We start from the raw sequence: 17,392 nt of genomic DNA, 5'->3' as shown, positions 1-17,392 counted from the left end.
CGGACTTTGCGGCAAACTCCCCGCTTTCCGTATTTGGCCAAGGCATGCCCATGACTCCCGCATCGTCCGTCGATGAAAAGAGCTTTCGTAACCTGTTGAGCCGTAACGTGGCGCTACCGTTGGGTGTAGGTGTGCTCAGCGCGGTGTTTTTCGTGTGCCTGATCACCTACCTGCTGTCGGTGATCCAGTGGGTGGAGCACACCGACCGGGTGATCAACAACCTCAATGAAACCTCAAAGCTGACCGTGGACCTGGAAACCGGCTTGCGCGGCTTCCTGATCACCGGCGACGAGCACTTCCTGGATCCTTACGAGGTGGCCAAGCCGCGCATCATTGGTGACTTGCGCAATTTGCAAGCGCTGGTGGCCGACAACCCCGAGCAGGTGGACCGCCTCAAACGCCTGGAATCGCTGCAACAGGAATGGAACAACTACGCCCAGTCCATGGTGGACCTGCAGCGCCAGAGCGGTGATTACCGTGCGGCGGTAAAAGCGGGGCGGGGCAAGCGCCTGACGGATGAGATCCGCCGCGAATACGATGACGCCGTGGACATGGAGCAGCAGTTTCGCATCACCCGCAATAACGACGTCACCCGCACCACCGTCATCAGCGTCACCCTGTACCTGGCGTTCGTGCTCGGGCTCAGCGGCTTTTTGGCGTACATCGGAAGAAAGAATTTAATAACACTTTCAACAAGTTATAACGCAAACCTCGCGTCACAACAGAAGATCGCCCAGCGCCTGGCCCAGCAAGCCTGGCTGCGCAGCGGCCAGACCGAACTGGCCGAGCAGGTCCTTGGCCAACCCACGCTGAACCTGTTGGGCCGCAACACCCTGCAATTTTTTGCCCGCTACATGGGCGCGGCCGTGGGCGCGCTGTACATCCGCGAGGACCACGGCAACCTCAAGCGGGTGGCCACCTATGGCTTTTCCCGCGAGCAGGAGCAGCAAGAGCAGTCGATCTACGCCGACGAAGGCATTATCGGCCAAGCCGTGCAGCGCGATGGCCTGATTCGCCTGGACGACGTGCCGGTGGACTACTTCAAGGTCAGCTCCGGCCTGGGCGAGGGGGTGACCCGTAGCGTGCTGGTGATGCCCACCAGCGACGACGACCGGGTCAATGGCGTGGTCGAGCTGGGTTTCCTGCGCCCGCTGGAGGAACGTGACACCGACTTGCTGGAACTGATCGCCGGCAACATCGGCACCTCTATCGAAGCGGCGCGTTATCGCCAGCGTTTACAGGAAGTGCTCGCCGAAACCCAGCAGCTCAACGAAGAGTTGCAAGTGCAGCAAGAAGAGCTCAAGACCGCCAACGAAGAGTTGGAAGAACAGTCGCGCATCCTCAAGGAGTCCCAGGCCCACCTGGAAACCCAGCAGGCCGAGCTTGAGCAGACCAACGAGCAACTGGCCGACCAGCGCGACGCCATGGACCGTAAAAACGTCGAGCTCAACCGTATCCAGGTCGAACTGGAAGACCGTGCCGACGAGCTGCAGCGCTCCAGCAAGTACAAATCCGAATTCCTCGCCAACATGTCCCACGAGCTGCGCACGCCGCTCAACAGCTCGTTGATCCTCGCCAAACTGCTGGCCGAAAACGCCGAAGACAACCTCACCGGCGAGCAGGTCAAGTTTGCCGAGTCGATCTATTCGGCCGGTAACGACCTGCTGAACCTGATCAACGACATCCTCGACATCGCCAAGGTCGAGGCCGGCAAGCTGGAAGTGCGTCCGGAAACCACCAGCATTGCGCGGCTGGTGGACGGCTTGCGCGGCATGTTCGAGCCGCTGGCGGCCGACCGCCAGCTGGGCTTTAGCGTCGACGTGCAGGCCGGCGCGCCGCTGTCGTTGTTCACCGACCGCCAGCGCCTGGAACAAATCCTGAAAAACCTGCTGTCCAACGCCATCAAGTTCACCGAGCGTGGCCAGGTCAGCCTCTCGGTGTCCCAGGCGTCGGGGCAGGGCGTTGCGTTTATCGTGCGTGATTCGGGCATCGGGATTGCGCGTGACCAGCAAGAGAGCATTTTTGAAGCCTTCCGCCAGGCCGACGGCACCACCAACCGCCGTTACGGCGGCACCGGGCTGGGGTTGTCGATCTCCCGGGACCTGGCGGCCCTGCTGGGTGGGTATATCACCGTTACAAGCCAGCCGGGTCAGGGCAGTGTGTTTACCCTGACCCTGCCCGAGCAGTACGTGGAGCGTGACCAGGACGCTGAACTCATCGAGTTGCCACGCGTGGTGGCGCCGCCAGCGGCCCCGGCGTCGGTCAGGGTATCGCCGCTGCCGATTGCCCATGAAGAACTGATCCCGCGCTTTATCGACGACCGCGACAAGGCGCCGTTCACCGGCCGTTGCATCCTGGTGGTGGAGGACGAGCCGAACTTTGCACGGATCCTCTTCGACCTGGCCCACGAGCTGGGTTACCACTGCCTCGTGGCCCACGGCGCCGACGAGGGCTACAACCTGGCCGAGCAGTTCGTGCCCGACGCCATCCTGCTGGACATGCGCCTGCCGGACCACTCCGGGCTGACCGTGCTGCAACGCCTCAAGGAACATGCCCAGACCCGGCACATTCCGGTGCACGTGATCTCGGTCGAAGACCGGGTCGAAGCCGCCATGCACATGGGCGCCATCGGTTATGCGGTAAAACCGACCACCCGCGAAGAACTCAAGGACGTCTTCGCGCGCCTGGAAGCCAAGCTCACGCAAAAGGTCAAGCGTGTGCTGCTGGTGGAGGACGATGACCTGCAACGCGACAGCATTGCCCGCCTGATCGGCGACGATGACATCGAAATCACCGCCGTTGGCTTCGCCCAGCAGGCCCTCGACCTGCTGCGCGACAACATTTATGACTGCATGATCATCGACCTCAAGCTGCCGGACATGCTTGGCAACGAGTTGCTCAAGCGCATGTCCACCGAGGACATCTGTTCGTTCCCGCCGGTCATTGTCTACACCGGGCGCAACCTCACGCGCGATGAAGAAGCGGAGCTGCGCAAGTATTCGCGCTCGATCATCATCAAGGGCGCGCGTTCTCCCGAGCGTCTGCTGGATGAAGTGACATTGTTTCTGCACAAAGTCGAAGCGCAGTTGTCCCATGAACGCCAGAAGATGCTCAAGACCGCCCGCAGCCGCGACAAGGTCTTCGAGGGGCGCAAGGTGCTGCTAGTGGACGACGATGTGCGCAACATCTTTGCCCTCACCAGTGCCCTTGAACACAAAGGCGCGATCGTGGTCATTGGTCGTAACGGCTGTGAAGCGATCGAGAGGCTCAACGAAGTGGACGACATCGACCTGGTGTTGATGGACGTGATGATGCCGGAGATGGACGGCTACGAAGCCACCGCGCTGATCCGCCAGGACCCGCGCTGGCGCAAGCTGCCAATCATTGCGGTGACGGCCAAGGCCATGAAGGACGATCAGGAGCGCTGCCTCGCGGCAGGTTCCAACGACTACCTGGCCAAGCCCATCGACCTGGACCGGCTGTTTTCGTTGATACGTGTGTGGTTACCCAAGATGGAAAGGATTTAATTGGAAAGCAGTTATTTGGAAAAAGGCGCGGACATCGAGTTGCGCCTGTTGATTGAGGCGATTTACCTCAAATACAGCTATGACTTTCGCGATTACTCCGGCGCGTCGGTCAAGCGCCGGGTGGCGCACGCGTTGCGCCAGTTCGAGTGCCCGACCATCTCGGCCTTGCAGGAGCGCGTGCTGCATGACCCGTCGGCGTTCATGCAGTTGCTGCAGTTTCTGACGATTCCGGTCAGCGAGATGTTTCGCGACCCCTCGCACTTTCTGGCGATCCGCCAGGAAGTGGTGCCGCTGCTCAAGACCTACCCGTCGATCAAGGTGTGGATCGCCGGTTGCAGCACGGGCGAGGAGGTGTACTCCATGGCCATCCTGCTGCGTGAGGAAGGGTTGCTGGAGCGCACGATCATCTACGCCACCGACATCAACCCGGCGTCGCTTGAAAAAGCCAAGCAAGGCATCTTTTCCCTGGAAAACATCCGCGCCTACACCCAGAACTACCAGCAGGCCGGTGGGCAGCGTTCATTCGCCGACTACTACACGGCGGCTTACGATTACGCGATTTTCGACAAGACCCTGCGCGAGAATGTGACCTTTGCCGATCACAGCCTGGCGACCGACAGTGTATTCTCTGAAACTCAATTAATTTCGTGTCGTAACGTATTGATTTATTTCAATAAAAAATTGCAAGATCGGGCCTTTGGACTGTTCCATGACTCGCTCTGCCATCGCGGTTTTCTGGTGCTGGGCAGCAAGGAAACCCTGGATTTTTCCGGCTACAGCAAACAGTTCGAGCCGTTGGTCAAGCAAGAGCGGATCTACCGAAAATCATGAGCGAAACGGCGGCCGGCCCGGTATCCACCCCGGGAATCGAGGCGATTGTCGTCGGCGCGTCCGCGGGCGGCGTCGAGGCGTTGCTGAGTGTGTTCAGCCAGATTCCGGCAGGGTTCGCAGTGCCGATCATTACCGTGTTGCACCTGCCCGACGAGCGCCGCAGCCAATTGGCCGAAGTGTTTGGCCGGCGGGTGGCGATCCCGGTGCTTGAGGCGCAGGACAAGGCCGTCATCGCGCCCGGCACCTTGTATTTCGCCGGGCCCGGTTATCACCTGTCGGTGGAGCATGACCGCAGCCTGTCGTTGAGCCAGGAAGACCGCGTGCACCATTCCAGGCCGTCTATCGATTACCTGTTTGAATCCGCGTCCGACACCTACGGCCCGGCGCTTTTGGCAATACTGTTGACCGGCGCCAATCAGGATGGCGCCACCGGCCTTGCCCACGTCAAAGCGTGTGGCGGCACTACCGTGGTCCAGGACCCGCAAGAGGCCCGCGTGGCAATCATGCCCCGCGCGGCCCTGGCGCTGCACACCCCCGACCATATCCTTACCCTGAGCCGCATTGCTGCGTTGCTGGCTTCGCTGGAATCTACCCCATGTTGAGTTCTATCCAGGCCAAACTGCTGATCGTCGACGATTTGCCGGAAAACCTGCTGGCCCTTGAGGCGCTGATCAAACGTGACGACCGCCAGGTATTCAAGGCGCTGAGTGCCGACGAGGCCCTGTCGCTGCTGCTGGAGCACGAGTTCGCCCTGGCGATCCTCGATGTGCAGATGCCCGGCATGAACGGCTTTGAGCTGGCCGAACTGATGCGTGGCACCGAAAAAACCAAGAACATCCCGATCGTGTTTGTCAGCGCCGCCGGGCGTGAGCTCAATTACGCGTTCAAGGGCTATGAAAGCGGCGCCGTGGACTTTTTGCACAAGCCGCTGGATATCCAGGCGGTCAAAAGCAAGGTCAATGTGTTCGTCGACCTGTATCGCCAGAGCAAGGCGCTCAAGCAGCAGTTGGAGGCGCTGGAGCGCAGCCGCCGCGAGCAGGAGTTGCTGCTGACGCGCTTGCAGGCGACGCAAGGCGAGCTGGAGCAGGCGGTGCGGATGCGCGATGACTTCATGTCGATCGTCGCCCACGAAGTGCGCACGCCGCTCAACGGGCTGATCCTGGAAACCCAGCTGCGCAAGATGCACCTGGCCCGTGACAACGCGGCAGCGTTCACCCTGGACAAGATGCACGCCATGGTCGAGCGTGACGAGCGCCAGATCCAGAGCTTGATCCGCCTGATCGAAGACATGCTGGATGTGTCGCGCATTCGCACCGGCAAACTCTCGATTCGCCCGGCACGCTTTGATTTGACGCAATTGGTGCGTAACTTGCTGGAGAATTTCGCCCCGCAGGTCGCGGCGGCCGACTCTTCGGTGCGCTTGCTGGCCGACGGGCCGGTGGAAGGCTTGTGGGACGAGTTTCGCATTGAACAGGTGGTGTCGAACTTGCTGACCAACGCCTTGCGGTACGGCGCCAAAAGCCCGATCGAGGTGCGGGTGTACACCCAGCACGCCGAGGCGCGGATTGAGGTGCGTGACCACGGCATTGGCATCAGCGAGGACAACCAGCGCCGCATTTTCCAGCAGTTCGAGCGCGTGTCGGCCAACCACGTGGTGGCAGGTCTGGGCCTGGGGCTGTTTATTTCCGAACAGATCGTGGCCGCCCATGGCGGCACCATTGAAGTAGAAAGCCGGATCGGTGAGGGCGCGCTGTTCCGGGTGTGCCTGCCACTGGGGCAACCGGTGTGAAATCAAAGGTCAAATTGACGCAACCTCTGCGTGACCCCATGGTCGTATCAGCAGCAATTGAGCGGACGAAGGCTTCCCATGAGTGAAGATGCACAAGATGTTGTACTGATCGTCGAAGATGACGAATCGATTATGTTCGTGCTGGGGGAATACCTGGCCGGCTTGGGCTACCGAGTGCTCAAGGCCGTGGATGGCGAGCAGGCGTTCGAAATCCTGGCGACCAAGCCGCACCTGGACCTGATGGTGACCGACTACCGTTTGCCCGGTGGCATTTCCGGCGTGCAAATCGCTGAACCTGCGGTCAAGTTGCGCCCGGAACTCAAGGTGATTTTCATCAGTGGCTACCCGCAGGAGATTCTCGACTGCGACAGCCCCATCACCCGCAATGCCCCGATCCTGGCCAAGCCTTTCGATCTGGATACGCTGCAGGAGCATATCCAGCGCCTGCTGGCCTGACGGTAAAGCGACGACCGAATAGGCAAGCCCAAGCCGCTAGCTCCTGATCATCTCCCGCACCGTGGCGGTGAGCAGGTCAAAGGTGAACGGTTTGGCGATCATTTGCATCCCGGGGTCCAGGAAACCTGCGCGCGAGGCGGCGTGTTCGGCGTAGCCGGTGATAAACAGCACTTTGAGGCCGGGGCGGATCTGCCGGCCGATTTCCGCCAGTTGCCGACCATTCATGCCAGGCAGGCCCACGTCACTGATCAACAGGTCGATGCGCTGGTCGGACTCGATGATCGGCACGGCGGCATTGGCGTCGCTGGCCTCGACAAACCCGTAGCCCAGTTCTCCCAGCACCGCGCTGACCAGCAGGCGCACGGCGGGGTCGTCCTCGACGATCAGCACGGTTTCACCCGCCAGGGCAACCGGCAGCAGGGCGGGGTTCACCGCCTCTTCGGTCTTCGCTTCGCCCAGAAAACGCGGCAGAAACAGGCTGACCGTGGTGCCTTTGTTCACTTCGCTGTGAATCGTCACGTGGCCCTTGGACTGGCGAGCGAAGCCATAAATCATCGACAGGCCAAGGCCGGTGCCCTGGCCAATCGGCTTGGTGGTGAAGAAGGGGTCGAACACCCGGCTAATCACACTGTCCGGAATGCCGCAGCCGTTGTCGCTGATGCTCAATTCCACGTAGTCGCCGGGGCTGAGGGCACCGTAGGCGGCGTTGAACACGCTGTCCAGCGTACGGTTGGCGGTTTCCACCACCAGGCGCCCGCCGTTGGGCATGGCGTCGCGGGCATTGAGTACCAGGTTGAGCAGGGCGCTTTCCAGCTGATTGGGGTCGACTTCGGCGGTCCACAACGATTCGGCCAGGCGCATGTCCAGGTCGATGCTCTCGTTGAGGCTGCGCTGGAGCAGCTCGCGCATCGCGGTCGCCAGGGCGTTGATGCTGACGGGCTTGGCGTCCAGCGACTGGCGTCGCGAAAACGCTAGCAGCCGGTGTGTCAGCCCGGCGGCCCGGTTGGCGGACGTGACGCCCAGGTCGATCAAGTCTTCGATGTCTTCCAGGCGCCCGCGTGCCAGGCGCCTGCGCATCAGCTCCAGGCTGCCGATGATGCCGGTGAGCATGTTGTTGAAGTCATGGGCGATGCCGCCGGTCAACTGCCCCACGGCTTCCATTTTTTGCGACTGGCGTAATGCATCTTCGTTATGGCGCAGTTGGGCGGTACGCTCTTCGACTTTCTGCTCCAGGGTTTCGAGTGTGCGTTGCAGGCGCAATTCGCTCTGGCTCAGGTCGATCAGGCGGTCCCGCGCATCGTATTGGCGCCTTCGGCCCCTCAGGGACGTGCTGACCTGGCTGATCAACGTGACCGGGTGGAACGGGCGCTCCAGAAACGTGACGTTGCCCAGCAAGCCGCTGAGGTGCGACGAGCCGTTCTGCTCGCTGCCGCCGTGATGGGTGAGCAGCACGATAGGCATGTCCGACCAGGCCGGTTGCTGGTGCAGGTAGCTCATCAGCGGCGCAAGGTCTGCACCGCGCAAGGCTTCGGCGGCCACGATCAGCAGACCGGCGCCTTGTTCCAGCGTTTGGCACAGCGTGGGCAGGTCGGTCACGATCACACCGGCGTAGCCCGCTTCGTTGAGCAGCATCAATGCCAGGGCGCCATCGCGGCCCACCGGTGCAAGGATGATCGCGCGCTCAGCACTGTCAGGCTTACCGATCACGGCGTTCGTTCCTGCATCAACGGCGCATCGGCCCCCACGTAAGTGGGGATGCCCCGCAGCACGCCCTGGAACGCGTCCAGCGGTTCGCCGATGGTCATGCCGCGCCCGTCGATGCGGTATTCACGAATAGTCGATTCATGGCTGCCCGTGCGTTTCTTGATGATCGAAATGGCCCGGCGAACCTTGCCGATGGCTTCGAAATACCGCAGCAGGATCACCGTGTCGGCCAGGTAGGTAATGTCCACCGGCGCCTGCATGTCGCCCACCAGCCCGTGTTGCGCCACGGTCATGAACGTGGCGGCGCCCTGGCGGTTGAGATACAGCAGCAGTTCGTGCATGTGCAGGATCAGCGAGTTTTCTTCGGGCATGGCGGCCTGATAGCCGTTGAGGCTGTCGATGATCACGGTCTGGATCCCGCCCTCATCGACGCAGCGGCGCACCCGATGGGAAAACTCGCCCGGTGACAGCTCGGCCGCGTCCAGTTGTTCGATCAGCAGGTTACCGGTGGCCTGCAGTGCCCGCAGGTCGATACCCAGCTTTTTCATGCGTTCAAATAACAGCCCCAGTTCTTCATCGAAGATAAACAGCGCGGCTTTTTCGCCACGGTTCACTGCCGCTACCGCGAATATCAGCGAGATCAACGATTTGCCCGTGCCCGCAGGCCCCAGAATCAGCGTGCTGGAACCGTTCTCGATGCCGCCGCCCAACAGCGCGTCGAGGCCCTGGATGCCACTGGCCAACGTGACCCGGTCAAAACCGCCGCGATGCTCGGCCGCCACCAGGCGCGGGAACACGTGCACGCCGTCTTGCATGATGGTGAAGTCGTGGAAACCGCCGCGGTATTTCTGGCCACGGTATTTCACTACCCGCACGCGGCGACGTTCGGCGCCGTAGGTGGGTGTCAGTTCTTCCAGGCGAATCACCCCGTGGGCCACGCTGTGCACGGTTTTGTCCAGGGATTCGGTGGTCAGGTCATCCAGCAACAGCACGGTGGCTTCGTACCGCACGAAGTAGTGCTTGATCGCCAGGATCTGGCGGCGGTAACGCAGCGAGCTTTGCGCCAGCAAGCGGATTTCCGAGAGGCTGTCGATCACCACGCGCGTAGGCTTGAAGCGCTCCACCGCCTCGAAAATCTGCCGGGTGGCTTCGCCCAGCTCAAGGTCGGAGGAGTACAAGAGGCTTTGCTGTTGTTGGGCGTCGAGCACGCTTTCGGGCGGGGTCAGCTCAAAAATATCAATGCTGTCGCCCAGGTCCCAGCCATGGGATTTGGCGCCCTGGCGTAACTCACGTTCGGTTTCGGACAAAGTGATGTAGAGCGAGCGTTCGCCCACCTTGGCACCGGCCTGCAAAAACTGCAGGGCCACCGTGGTTTTACCGGTGCCCGGCTCGCCCTCGAGCAGGAACAAATGACTGCGCGAGAGGCCGCCGGCCAGGATGTTATCCAGCCCCTCGATGCCGGTAGCCGCTTTTGATGTGAGTAGCGCTGTAGACGTAGACAAGAAGTGTCCTCGGTCACGTAAATGTGGGAGCGCACCCCTTGGCGGGGCGCCTTTGTTTACTTGACCATTGCGCCGTGTAGCGGTTCCACACTTTGTGTGATTACAACTAATTGGAGGTTTACAGGCCCTGCTGCAAGGCCGGGTCGTCCGGGTTTTGCTGCTCCAACTGCGCCAGCAACACCTGCACGTTCTGCAACTGGCCGGTTTCCTTCCAGTAGTTCACCAGCAGCACCCGGGCCTTGCGGTTGGCCGGGTTGCGCTGGACGATTTCTTCCAGTTGGCGCTGCGCCGCGTCCAGTTCTTGCTGGGCGTGCAGGGTGGTGGCCAGGTCGTAGCGGTAATCCTGATTGTTCGCGTCCAGCTCCACGGCCTTGGACAGGCTCAGCAGCGCAAACGGGCGCTCGCCATGGTGCAGCAACCACAGGCCCAGGGCGTGTTGCAGGTAGGCCGACTCGGGGTGAGCCTGCAATTGTTTGGCAAGCAGCTGGCGGGACTCATCAACCTTGCCCTGTTTGTCGAGTAATTCGATCTGCGCGACCACCGCCTGCAGGTTGTCCGGCTCCAGGCGCATGGCCTGTTCCAGCGCGTTTTGCGCCTGCGCCAGCAACGCGCTGTGGATGTACAGGCGCGCCAGTTGAATCCAGCCCTGGGGTGTTTCGGGCTGGCTTTTGAGCAGCTTCACGTATTCATCCAGCACTTGCTGCAAAGGGCCGAAATACAGGCCCTGCGTGTCGGGAGACAAGCCCAGCAAGGCATTGGCCGCGGCAAAACGCACGCGCTGCTCGGGGTCGTCGAGCAGCGGGCCCAGCAGCAACACGCGTTGGCCGCTGGGCACCAGGCCCACCACGCTGTGAATCGCCGCCTCACGCACCAGCGGCTCCGGGTCGGTCAGGTCTTTGTCGGCCAGTTTCAGCGCCTGGGGGCTTGGGTAGTTGGGCAGTTCGGCGTGCAGGGCGGCGCGGCGAATGTCGGACAGGTCCGGGCGTGCCAGCTGTTGATACAACACCCGCGCCGCGCCGGGCTCGCCGTTGCGCGCTTGCTGCAAGGCCTTGGCATAACCATGGGCGATCGCGGGCGGCACGCTGACCTGCGGCGTGCGGGTGAAATACCAGGCGATCAACACAACAAACAGCAGGGCGCACAGGCCGATGAGGGCGTAACGGCGTGACTTTGACATGCGGGCGTCCAAAAGCTTTGCAGCTATGACAAAGCCGCCAGCTTCGGTCAGCGCAGGGCGGGTGTCAAACCGGGTGCAGGCCAGCAGCGCTGCCCTCGGCTGCGAAGGGCGCCTTGGGCCACCCGCCGTGGGGCCAGACCTGCATTGGCCAAACCAGTCACGCAGGTTGAAGGCTTTGACCATTGTCCGGTGAGCGCTCTGGCGCGACTATTTCCCGGGTCTGCCTAGCCGTCCTGAACAATAAAAACACACAAGGATTTGAAGCGATGCGTGATTACCTGGCTGCCACCACCCGGTTCAACTACCAACACACCGTCGACGCCGCCCTGGCGGGCACCCTGCAAGGGCTTAACGCCTGCGTGGAATGTTGCGACCGGCACGCGTTGCCCGGGCGTATTGCACTGTTCTGGGAGGGCAAGGACGGGCGCAGCGCTACGTCGACGTTCGTTGACCTGCAGGACCAGGCCGCACGCTTCGCCAATTTTTTGCTCAGCCAGGGCGTGAAACGGGGAGACAAGGTCGCTGGCCTGCTGCCACGCACGGCCGAATTGCTGGTGGTGGCATTCGCCACCTGGCGCATCGGGGCGGTGTATCAACCGCTCTTCACCGCGTTTGGCCCCAAGGCCATCGAACACCGTCTTAATAGCTCGGGCGCAGCCCTGGTGGTGACTGACGCCGTCAACCGCCCCAAGCTGAGTGAAGTGGACGGCTGCCCGACCATCGTCACCGTGGCCGGGGCCAAGGGCGAAGGCATTGTGCGCGGCGACTTCAGCTTCTGGGCCGAGCTGCCCAACCAGTCCAATGCCTGTGAACCGGTGCTGTTGAGCGGCGAAGAGCCCTTTTTGCTGATGTTCACCTCGGGCACCACCGGCCCGTCCAAAGCCTTGCCGGTGCCGCTCAAGGCCATCGTTGCCTTCCAGAGCTACACCCGCGATGCCGTGGACCTGCGCCCCGTAGACGCGTTCTGGAACGTCGCCGACCCGGGCTGGGCCTACGGCATTTATTTCGGCGTGACCGGCCCGTTGTCCATGGGCCACCCGATCACGTTCTACGACGGCCCGTTCACCCTCGAAAGCACCTGCCGGGTCATCAATAAATACGGCATCACCAACCTCACCGGGTCACCCACCGCCTATCGCCTGTTGATCGCCGGGGGCGAGCAGTTCGCCCGCTCGATCAAGGGCCGGTTACGCGTCGTCAGCAGCGCGGGCGAACCGTTGAACCCCGAGGTGATCCGCTGGTTTGCCGAGCACCTGGGCGTGACGATCCACGATCACTACGGCCAGACCGAACTGGGCATGGTGCTCTGCAACCACCACGGGCTGGACCACCCGGTGCACATCGGCTCGGCCGGCTTTGCCTCGCCGGGCCACCGCCTCGTGGTGCTCGACGACCAGCACCAGGAACTGCCCGCTGGCCAGCCCGGCATCCTGGCCATCGACCGCGAACAATCGCCGATGTGCTGGTTCGCAGGTTACGAAGGCGTCAAGACCAAGGCCTTCGTGGGCCCGTATTACCTGAGCGGTGACACGGTGGAATTGAACCCCGACGGCAGCATCAGCTTTGTGGGGCGCAGTGATGATGTGATCACCACCTCTGGCTACCGCGTGGGCCCGTTCGATGTGGAAAGCGCCTTGATCGAACACCCGGCGGTGATCGAAGCGGCGGTGGTCGGCAAACCCTGCCCCGAGCGCACCGAGTTGGTGAAGGCCTTTGTGGTGCTCAGCGAGCAGTACCGCGCCGACCCCGCGCTGGCCGAAGAACTGCGCCAGCACGTGCGCAAGCGCCTGGCGGCCCACGCTTACCCGCGAGAAATCGAATTTGTCAGCGACTTGCCCAAGACCCCCAGCGGCAAGCTGCAACGTTTTATTTTGCGTAATCAGGAAATCGCCAAGGCCCAGGCGGCCACGGCGTGATCCCCTTTTCAAGGAAACCGTGATGCAGATCGAAAACAAGGTATTTATGGTCAGCGGCGGCGCCTCGGGCCTCGGCGCGGCCACCGCGCAGATGCTGGTGGCCGCAGGCGCCAAGGTGATGCTGGTGGATTTGAACGCCGACGCCGTGGCCGCCCAGGCGCAGCGTTTGGGTGAGCGGGCGCGCAGCGTGGTGGCCGACATCAGCCAGGAAGCCGCCGCCGAAGCGGCCGTGCAGGCGACCGTCAGCGCGTTTGGTGCGTTGCACGGGCTGGTCAACTGCGCAGGCGTGGTGCGTGGCGAACGCATCCTGGGCAAGCAGGGCCCGCATGGCCTGGGCAGCTTTGCCCAGGTGATCAACGTCAACCTGATCGGCAGCTTCAACCTGCTGCGCCTGGCCTCTGCCGTGATGGCCGAAGGCGAGCCGGATGCCGAGGGCGAGCGCGGCGTGATCATCAACACCGCCTCGGTGGCGGCGTTCGACGGTCAGATCGGCCAGGCGGCCTATGCCGCATCCAAAGGCGCCATCGCCAGCTTGACCCTGCCCGCCGCCCGCGAACTGGCGCGCTACGGCATCCGCGTGATGACCATCGCGCCGGGCATTTTTGAAACCCCGATGATGGCCGGCATGACCCCCGAAGTGCGCGACTCCCTGGCCGCTGGCGTGCCATTCCCGCCGCGCTTGGGCAAGCCGTCCGAATACGCCGCGCTGGCGCGGCACATCATTGAAAACAGCATGCTCAATGGCGAGGTGATCCGGCTCGACGGCGCCTTGCGCATGGCGGCCAAATAAGGAACGTGTGATGAACGACCCAATTGTTATCGTCAGTGCTGTGCGCACGGCCATGGGCGGCTTCCAGGGCGACCTGAAAAGCCTGACTGCGCCGCAACTGGGCGCAGCGGCCATCCGTGCGGCTGTGGAGCGGGCCGGTATCGCCCCCGACGCCGTCGACCAAGTGCTGTTCGGCTGTGTGCTGCCCGCCGGGCTCGGCCAGGCCCCTGCGCGCCAGGCGGCCCTCGGCGCCGGGCTGGACAAGGCCACGCGCTGCACCACGCTCAATAAAATGTGCGGCTCGGGCATGGAAGCGGCCATTCTCGCCCATGACGCGCTGCGCGCAGGCAGTGTGGACGTGGTGATCGCAGGCGGCATGGAAAGCATGTCCAACGCCCCGTACCTGCTGGACCGTGCCCGCGGCGGCTACCGCATGGGCCATGGCCGGGTGCTGGACCATATGTTCCTCGACGGCCTCGAAGACGCCTACGACAAAGGCCGCCTGATGGGCACCTTTGCCGAGGACTGCGCCGAGCACAACGGCTTTAGCCGCGAAGCCCAGGACGCGTTCGCCATCGCCTCGCTGACCCGTGCGCAGCAAGCGATCAGCGACGGCAGCTTTGCCGCCGAGATCGTGCCTGTGCAGGTCACCGTGGGCAAAGAGCAGAAAACCATCGCTCATGACGAACAGCCGCCCAAGGCTCGGCTGGACAAAATCGCCGGCCTCAAACCGGCCTTCCGGGACGGCGGCACCGTGACGGCGGCCAACGCCAGCTCGATCTCCGACGGCGCCGCCGCGCTACTGTTGATGCGCCAGTCGCAGGCGCACGCGCGCGGGCTCAAGCCGCTGGCGGTGATTCACGGCCACGCAGCCTTTGCCGATGAGCCCAGCCTGTTCCCGATTGCCCCGGTCGGCGCCATTCGCACACTGATGAGCAAGACCGGCTGGACGCTGGATGACGTCGACTTGTTTGAGATCAACGAGGCCTTTGCGGTGGTCAGCCTGGTGACCATGAGCAAGCTGGAAATCCCGCACACCAAGGTCAACATCCATGGCGGCGCCTGCGCCCTGGGGCACCCGATTGGCGCATCCGGCGCGCGGATTCTGGTGACGCTGCTCTCGGCGCTGCGCCAGAACGGCCTCAAGCGCGGTGTCGCCGCCATTTGCATTGGCGGCGGTGAAGCCACGGCCATGGCCGTTGAATGCCTCTATTAAGGACTGACCATGCTGCCCAATGACGAACAACTGCAAATCGCCGAGGCCGCCCGGCAATTCGCCCAGGAGCGCCTCAAGCCGTTTGCCGCCGACTGGGATCGCGAGCACCGGTTCCCCAAGGAGGCCATCGGCGAGATGGCCGAGCTGGGCTTTTTCGGCATGCTGGTGCCGGAACAGTGGGGGGGCTGCGACACCGGTTACCTGGCCTATGCCATGACCCTGGAAGAAGTCGCCGCCGGTGATGGCGCCTGCTCCACCATCATGAGCGTGCACAACTCGGTGGGCTGCGTGCCGATCCTCAACTTCGGCACCGAGGCGCAAAAAGAGCAGTTCCTCAAGCCCCTGGCCAGCGGCGCCATGCTGGGCGCCTTTGCCCTGACCGAGCCCCAGGCGGGCTCCGATGCCAGCAGCCTGAAAACCCGCGCCCGGCGCGAAGGCGACCATTACGTGCTCAACGGCTGCAAACAGTTCATCACCTCCGGCCAGAACGCCGGGGTGGTGATTGTGTTTGCGGTGACTGACCCGACCGCGGGCAAGCGCGGCATCAGTGCGTTCGTCGTACCCACCGACTCGGCGGGCTACAGCGTGGCGCGGGTCGAGGACAAGCTCGGCCAACATGCTTCGGACACCTGCCAGATCCTGTTTGACGACGTCAAAGTGCCGGTGGCCAACCGGTTGGGCGAAGAGGGCGAAGGCTACAAGATCGCTCTGGCCAACCTGGAAGGCGGCCGCGTGGGCATTGCCGCGCAGGCAGTGGGCATGGCCCGCGCTGCCTTTGAAGCGGCCCGCGACTACGCCCGCGAACGGCAAAGCTTTGGCAAGCCGCTGATCGAACACCAGGCCGTGGCCTTTCGCCTGGCCGACATGGCCACCCAAATTGCCGTCGCCCGGCAAATGGTGCATTACGCCGCCGCCCTGCGTGACAGCGGCAAGCCTGCGCTGGTGCAAGCGTCCATGGCCAAGCTGTTTGCCTCGGAAATGGCCGAAAAGGTCTGTTCGTCCGCCTTGCAAACCCTCGGCGGTTACGGTTACCTGAACGACTTTCCCCTGGAGCGGATCTATCGCGATGTGCGGGTCTGCCAGATTTACGAAGGCACCAGCGATATTCAACGCATGGTCATCTCACGCAACCTCTGAAGGAGCCAATCGATGAGTTACGAATCCATTTTGCTGGACGTTCAAGACCGGGTCGGGCTGATCACCCTCAACCGCCCGCACGCGCTGAACGCGCTCAACGCCCAGTTGGTCAGCGAACTGAACCACGCCCTGGACGCGCTGGAAGCCAACCCGAAGATCGGCTGCATCGTACTGACCGGCTCGCAAAAAGCCTTTGCCGCCGGTGCCGACATCAAGGAAATGGCCGAGCTGACCTACCCCCAGATCTACCTGGACGACCTCTTCAGCGACAGCGACCGCGTGGCCAACCGCCGCAAGCCGATCATCGCCGCCGTCAACGGCTTTGCCCTGGGCGGCGGCTGTGAGCTGGCGCTGATGTGCGACTTTATCCTGGCCGGCGACAAGGCCAAGTTCGGCCAGCCGGAAATCAACCTCGGCGTACTGCCGGGCATGGGCGGCACCCAACGCCTGACCCGCGCGGTGGGCAAGGCCAAAGCCATGGAAATGTGCCTGACCGGGCGCTTTATCGACGCAGTAGAAGCCGAGCGCTGCGGCATCGTCGCCCGCATCGTACCCGCCGAAGAACTGCTGGAAGAAGCCCTGAAAGTTGCCACCCTGATCGCCAGCAAATCCGTGCCCATCAGCATGATGGTCAAGGAAAGCGTGAACCGCGCCTTTGAAGTGAGCCTGTCCGAAGGCGTGCGCTTCGAACGCCGTGTGTTTCATGCGGCCTTTGCTACCGAAGACCAGAAAGAGGGGATGGAGGCGTTTGTGGGTAAGCGTGCGCCGACCTTTAAAGATAGGTAGTGTAGTGGTCAACTGATCCCGGACACGGTTTTAAGGTTTTCTTCGGTTTTTGCCGGAGCCAACCCATCGTTAAATTGATGAGGTCGAATCCAGTTGTAGTGATGCATCAGGTACTGGCTGATGTCTCTCTGAGCTTGTTGGCCGGTCATGTACCCCGTGGTCGGTATCCACTCTGTTTTCAAGCTGCGAAATACCCGTTCCATCGGCGCATTATCCCAGCAGTTTCCTCGGCGACTCATGCTCTGGCGCATGCGGTAACGCCACAGCCGTTGCCGAAAATTGCGGCTGCCATATTGGGCGGATCCCTGATCCGAGTGAAACAGCAGCCCTTGAGGCTTGTCACGTTGCTCGTAAGCCACGTCCAAGGCTCTGACCACCAAGTCTGCATCCGGCTTTTCGGATAACGCCCAGCCCACCACTCGGCGAGCGTAAAGATCCAACACAACCGCTAGGTAGTGCCATTTTCCTTGCGCCCAGATGTAGGTGATGTCGCCACACCAGACCTGGTTGGGCGCGTCGACATCGAACTCTCGGTTCAAGGTATTCGGGATATCAGGCCGCTCGACTGTCGCCTTTTTATAG

At 62.5% G+C, this 17,392-nt stretch carries 14 protein-coding genes; 10 read left to right on the top strand and 4 right to left on the bottom strand.

All coding sequences use genetic code 11. From position 1 onward, the window contains the following. The first annotated feature begins 50 nt into the window (after positions 1 to 50). The 5 genes from ACW9H9_RS14250 (at position 51) to ACW9H9_RS14230 (ending at position 6,603) form a co-directional block, all read left to right on the top strand. The gene (locus ACW9H9_RS14250) at positions 51 to 3,527 is read left to right on the top strand and encodes a response regulator (RefSeq protein ID WP_457343894.1); all 3,477 of its coding nucleotides are present in this window, start codon (positions 51 to 53) and stop codon (positions 3,525 to 3,527) included. After that, on the top strand, positions 3,528 to 4,358 hold the full coding sequence (locus ACW9H9_RS14245) for a CheR family methyltransferase (protein ID WP_457343895.1): 831 nt from the start codon (positions 3,528 to 3,530) through the stop codon (positions 4,356 to 4,358). Next, the gene (locus ACW9H9_RS14240) at positions 4,355 to 4,960 is read left to right on the top strand and encodes a chemotaxis protein CheB (RefSeq protein ID WP_457343896.1); all 606 of its coding nucleotides are present in this window, start codon (positions 4,355 to 4,357) and stop codon (positions 4,958 to 4,960) included. Before ACW9H9_RS14245 ends, ACW9H9_RS14240 begins: the two co-directional genes overlap by 4 nt. Beyond that, positions 4,954 to 6,147: a hybrid sensor histidine kinase/response regulator gene (locus ACW9H9_RS14235; protein ID WP_457343897.1), complete on the top strand. Its 1,194-nt coding sequence runs from the start codon at positions 4,954 to 4,956 to the stop codon at positions 6,145 to 6,147. Before ACW9H9_RS14240 ends, ACW9H9_RS14235 begins: the two co-directional genes overlap by 7 nt. A 78-nt stretch (positions 6,148 to 6,225) precedes the next feature. Next, on the top strand, positions 6,226 to 6,603 hold the full coding sequence (locus ACW9H9_RS14230; protein ID WP_457343899.1) for a response regulator: 378 nt from the start codon (positions 6,226 to 6,228) through the stop codon (positions 6,601 to 6,603). Positions 6,604 to 6,639: 36 nt separating this feature from the next. Here the strand turns inward: ACW9H9_RS14230 and ACW9H9_RS14225 are convergent, their stop codons facing one another. From ACW9H9_RS14225 to ACW9H9_RS14215, 3 genes are all read right to left on the bottom strand, one after another. Continuing rightward, positions 6,640 to 8,235 carry an ATP-binding protein gene (locus ACW9H9_RS14225; RefSeq protein ID WP_457343912.1) on the bottom strand — a complete coding sequence of 532 codons (1,596 nt, stop codon included), beginning with the start codon at positions 8,233 to 8,235 and terminating at the stop codon, positions 6,640 to 6,642. Positions 8,236 to 8,306: 71 nt separating this feature from the next. Continuing rightward, positions 8,307 to 9,809: an ATPase domain-containing protein gene (locus tag ACW9H9_RS14220; RefSeq protein ID WP_457343900.1), complete on the bottom strand. Its 1,503-nt coding sequence runs from the start codon at positions 9,807 to 9,809 to the stop codon at positions 8,307 to 8,309. Positions 9,810 to 9,927: 118 nt separating this feature from the next. Next, complete coding sequence (locus ACW9H9_RS14215; RefSeq protein ID WP_457343901.1) at positions 9,928 to 10,986, bottom strand: tetratricopeptide repeat protein; 1,059 nt, start codon at positions 10,984 to 10,986, stop codon at positions 9,928 to 9,930. A 266-nt stretch (positions 10,987 to 11,252) separates the two neighbouring features. Here ACW9H9_RS14215 and ACW9H9_RS14210 point away from each other — a divergent pair, with 266 nt between their 5' ends. The 5 genes from ACW9H9_RS14210 to ACW9H9_RS14190 are packed head-to-tail and all read left to right on the top strand — an operon-like array spanning position 11,253 to position 16,810. Beyond that, a complete protein-coding gene (locus ACW9H9_RS14210; RefSeq protein ID WP_457343903.1) occupies positions 11,253 to 12,902 on the top strand; it encodes an AMP-binding protein in 1,650 nt (549 codons plus the stop codon). Positions 12,903 to 12,924: 22 nt separating this feature from the next. Further along, entirely contained in the window at positions 12,925 to 13,692 is a 768-nt protein-coding gene (locus ACW9H9_RS14205) for an SDR family NAD(P)-dependent oxidoreductase (protein WP_457343904.1), read from the top strand. 10 nt (positions 13,693 to 13,702) lie between these two features. Next, positions 13,703 to 14,887, top strand: coding sequence for an acetyl-CoA C-acyltransferase (locus tag ACW9H9_RS14200; protein WP_457343905.1), 1,185 nt, complete (start codon positions 13,703 to 13,705; stop codon positions 14,885 to 14,887). A gap of 9 nt (positions 14,888 to 14,896) precedes the next feature. Then, positions 14,897 to 16,024, top strand: coding sequence for an acyl-CoA dehydrogenase (locus tag ACW9H9_RS14195; protein ID WP_457343906.1), 1,128 nt, complete (start codon positions 14,897 to 14,899; stop codon positions 16,022 to 16,024). Between the two features lie 12 nt (positions 16,025 to 16,036). Continuing rightward, a complete protein-coding gene (locus ACW9H9_RS14190; protein WP_457343907.1) occupies positions 16,037 to 16,810 on the top strand; it encodes an enoyl-CoA hydratase in 774 nt (257 codons plus the stop codon). An 8-nt stretch (positions 16,811 to 16,818) separates the two neighbouring features. Here ACW9H9_RS14190 and ACW9H9_RS14185 read toward each other — a convergent pair. Further along, positions 16,819 to 17,392: IS3 family transposase (locus tag ACW9H9_RS14185; protein WP_457343909.1), on the bottom strand; the 574-nt coding region annotated here is incomplete at its 5' end.

The organism is Pseudomonas sp. SDO5215_S409 (assembly GCF_054071325.1).
The sequence above is the reverse complement of the archived record's forward strand: the minus strand, read 5'-3'. Positions and strand labels throughout refer to the sequence as shown.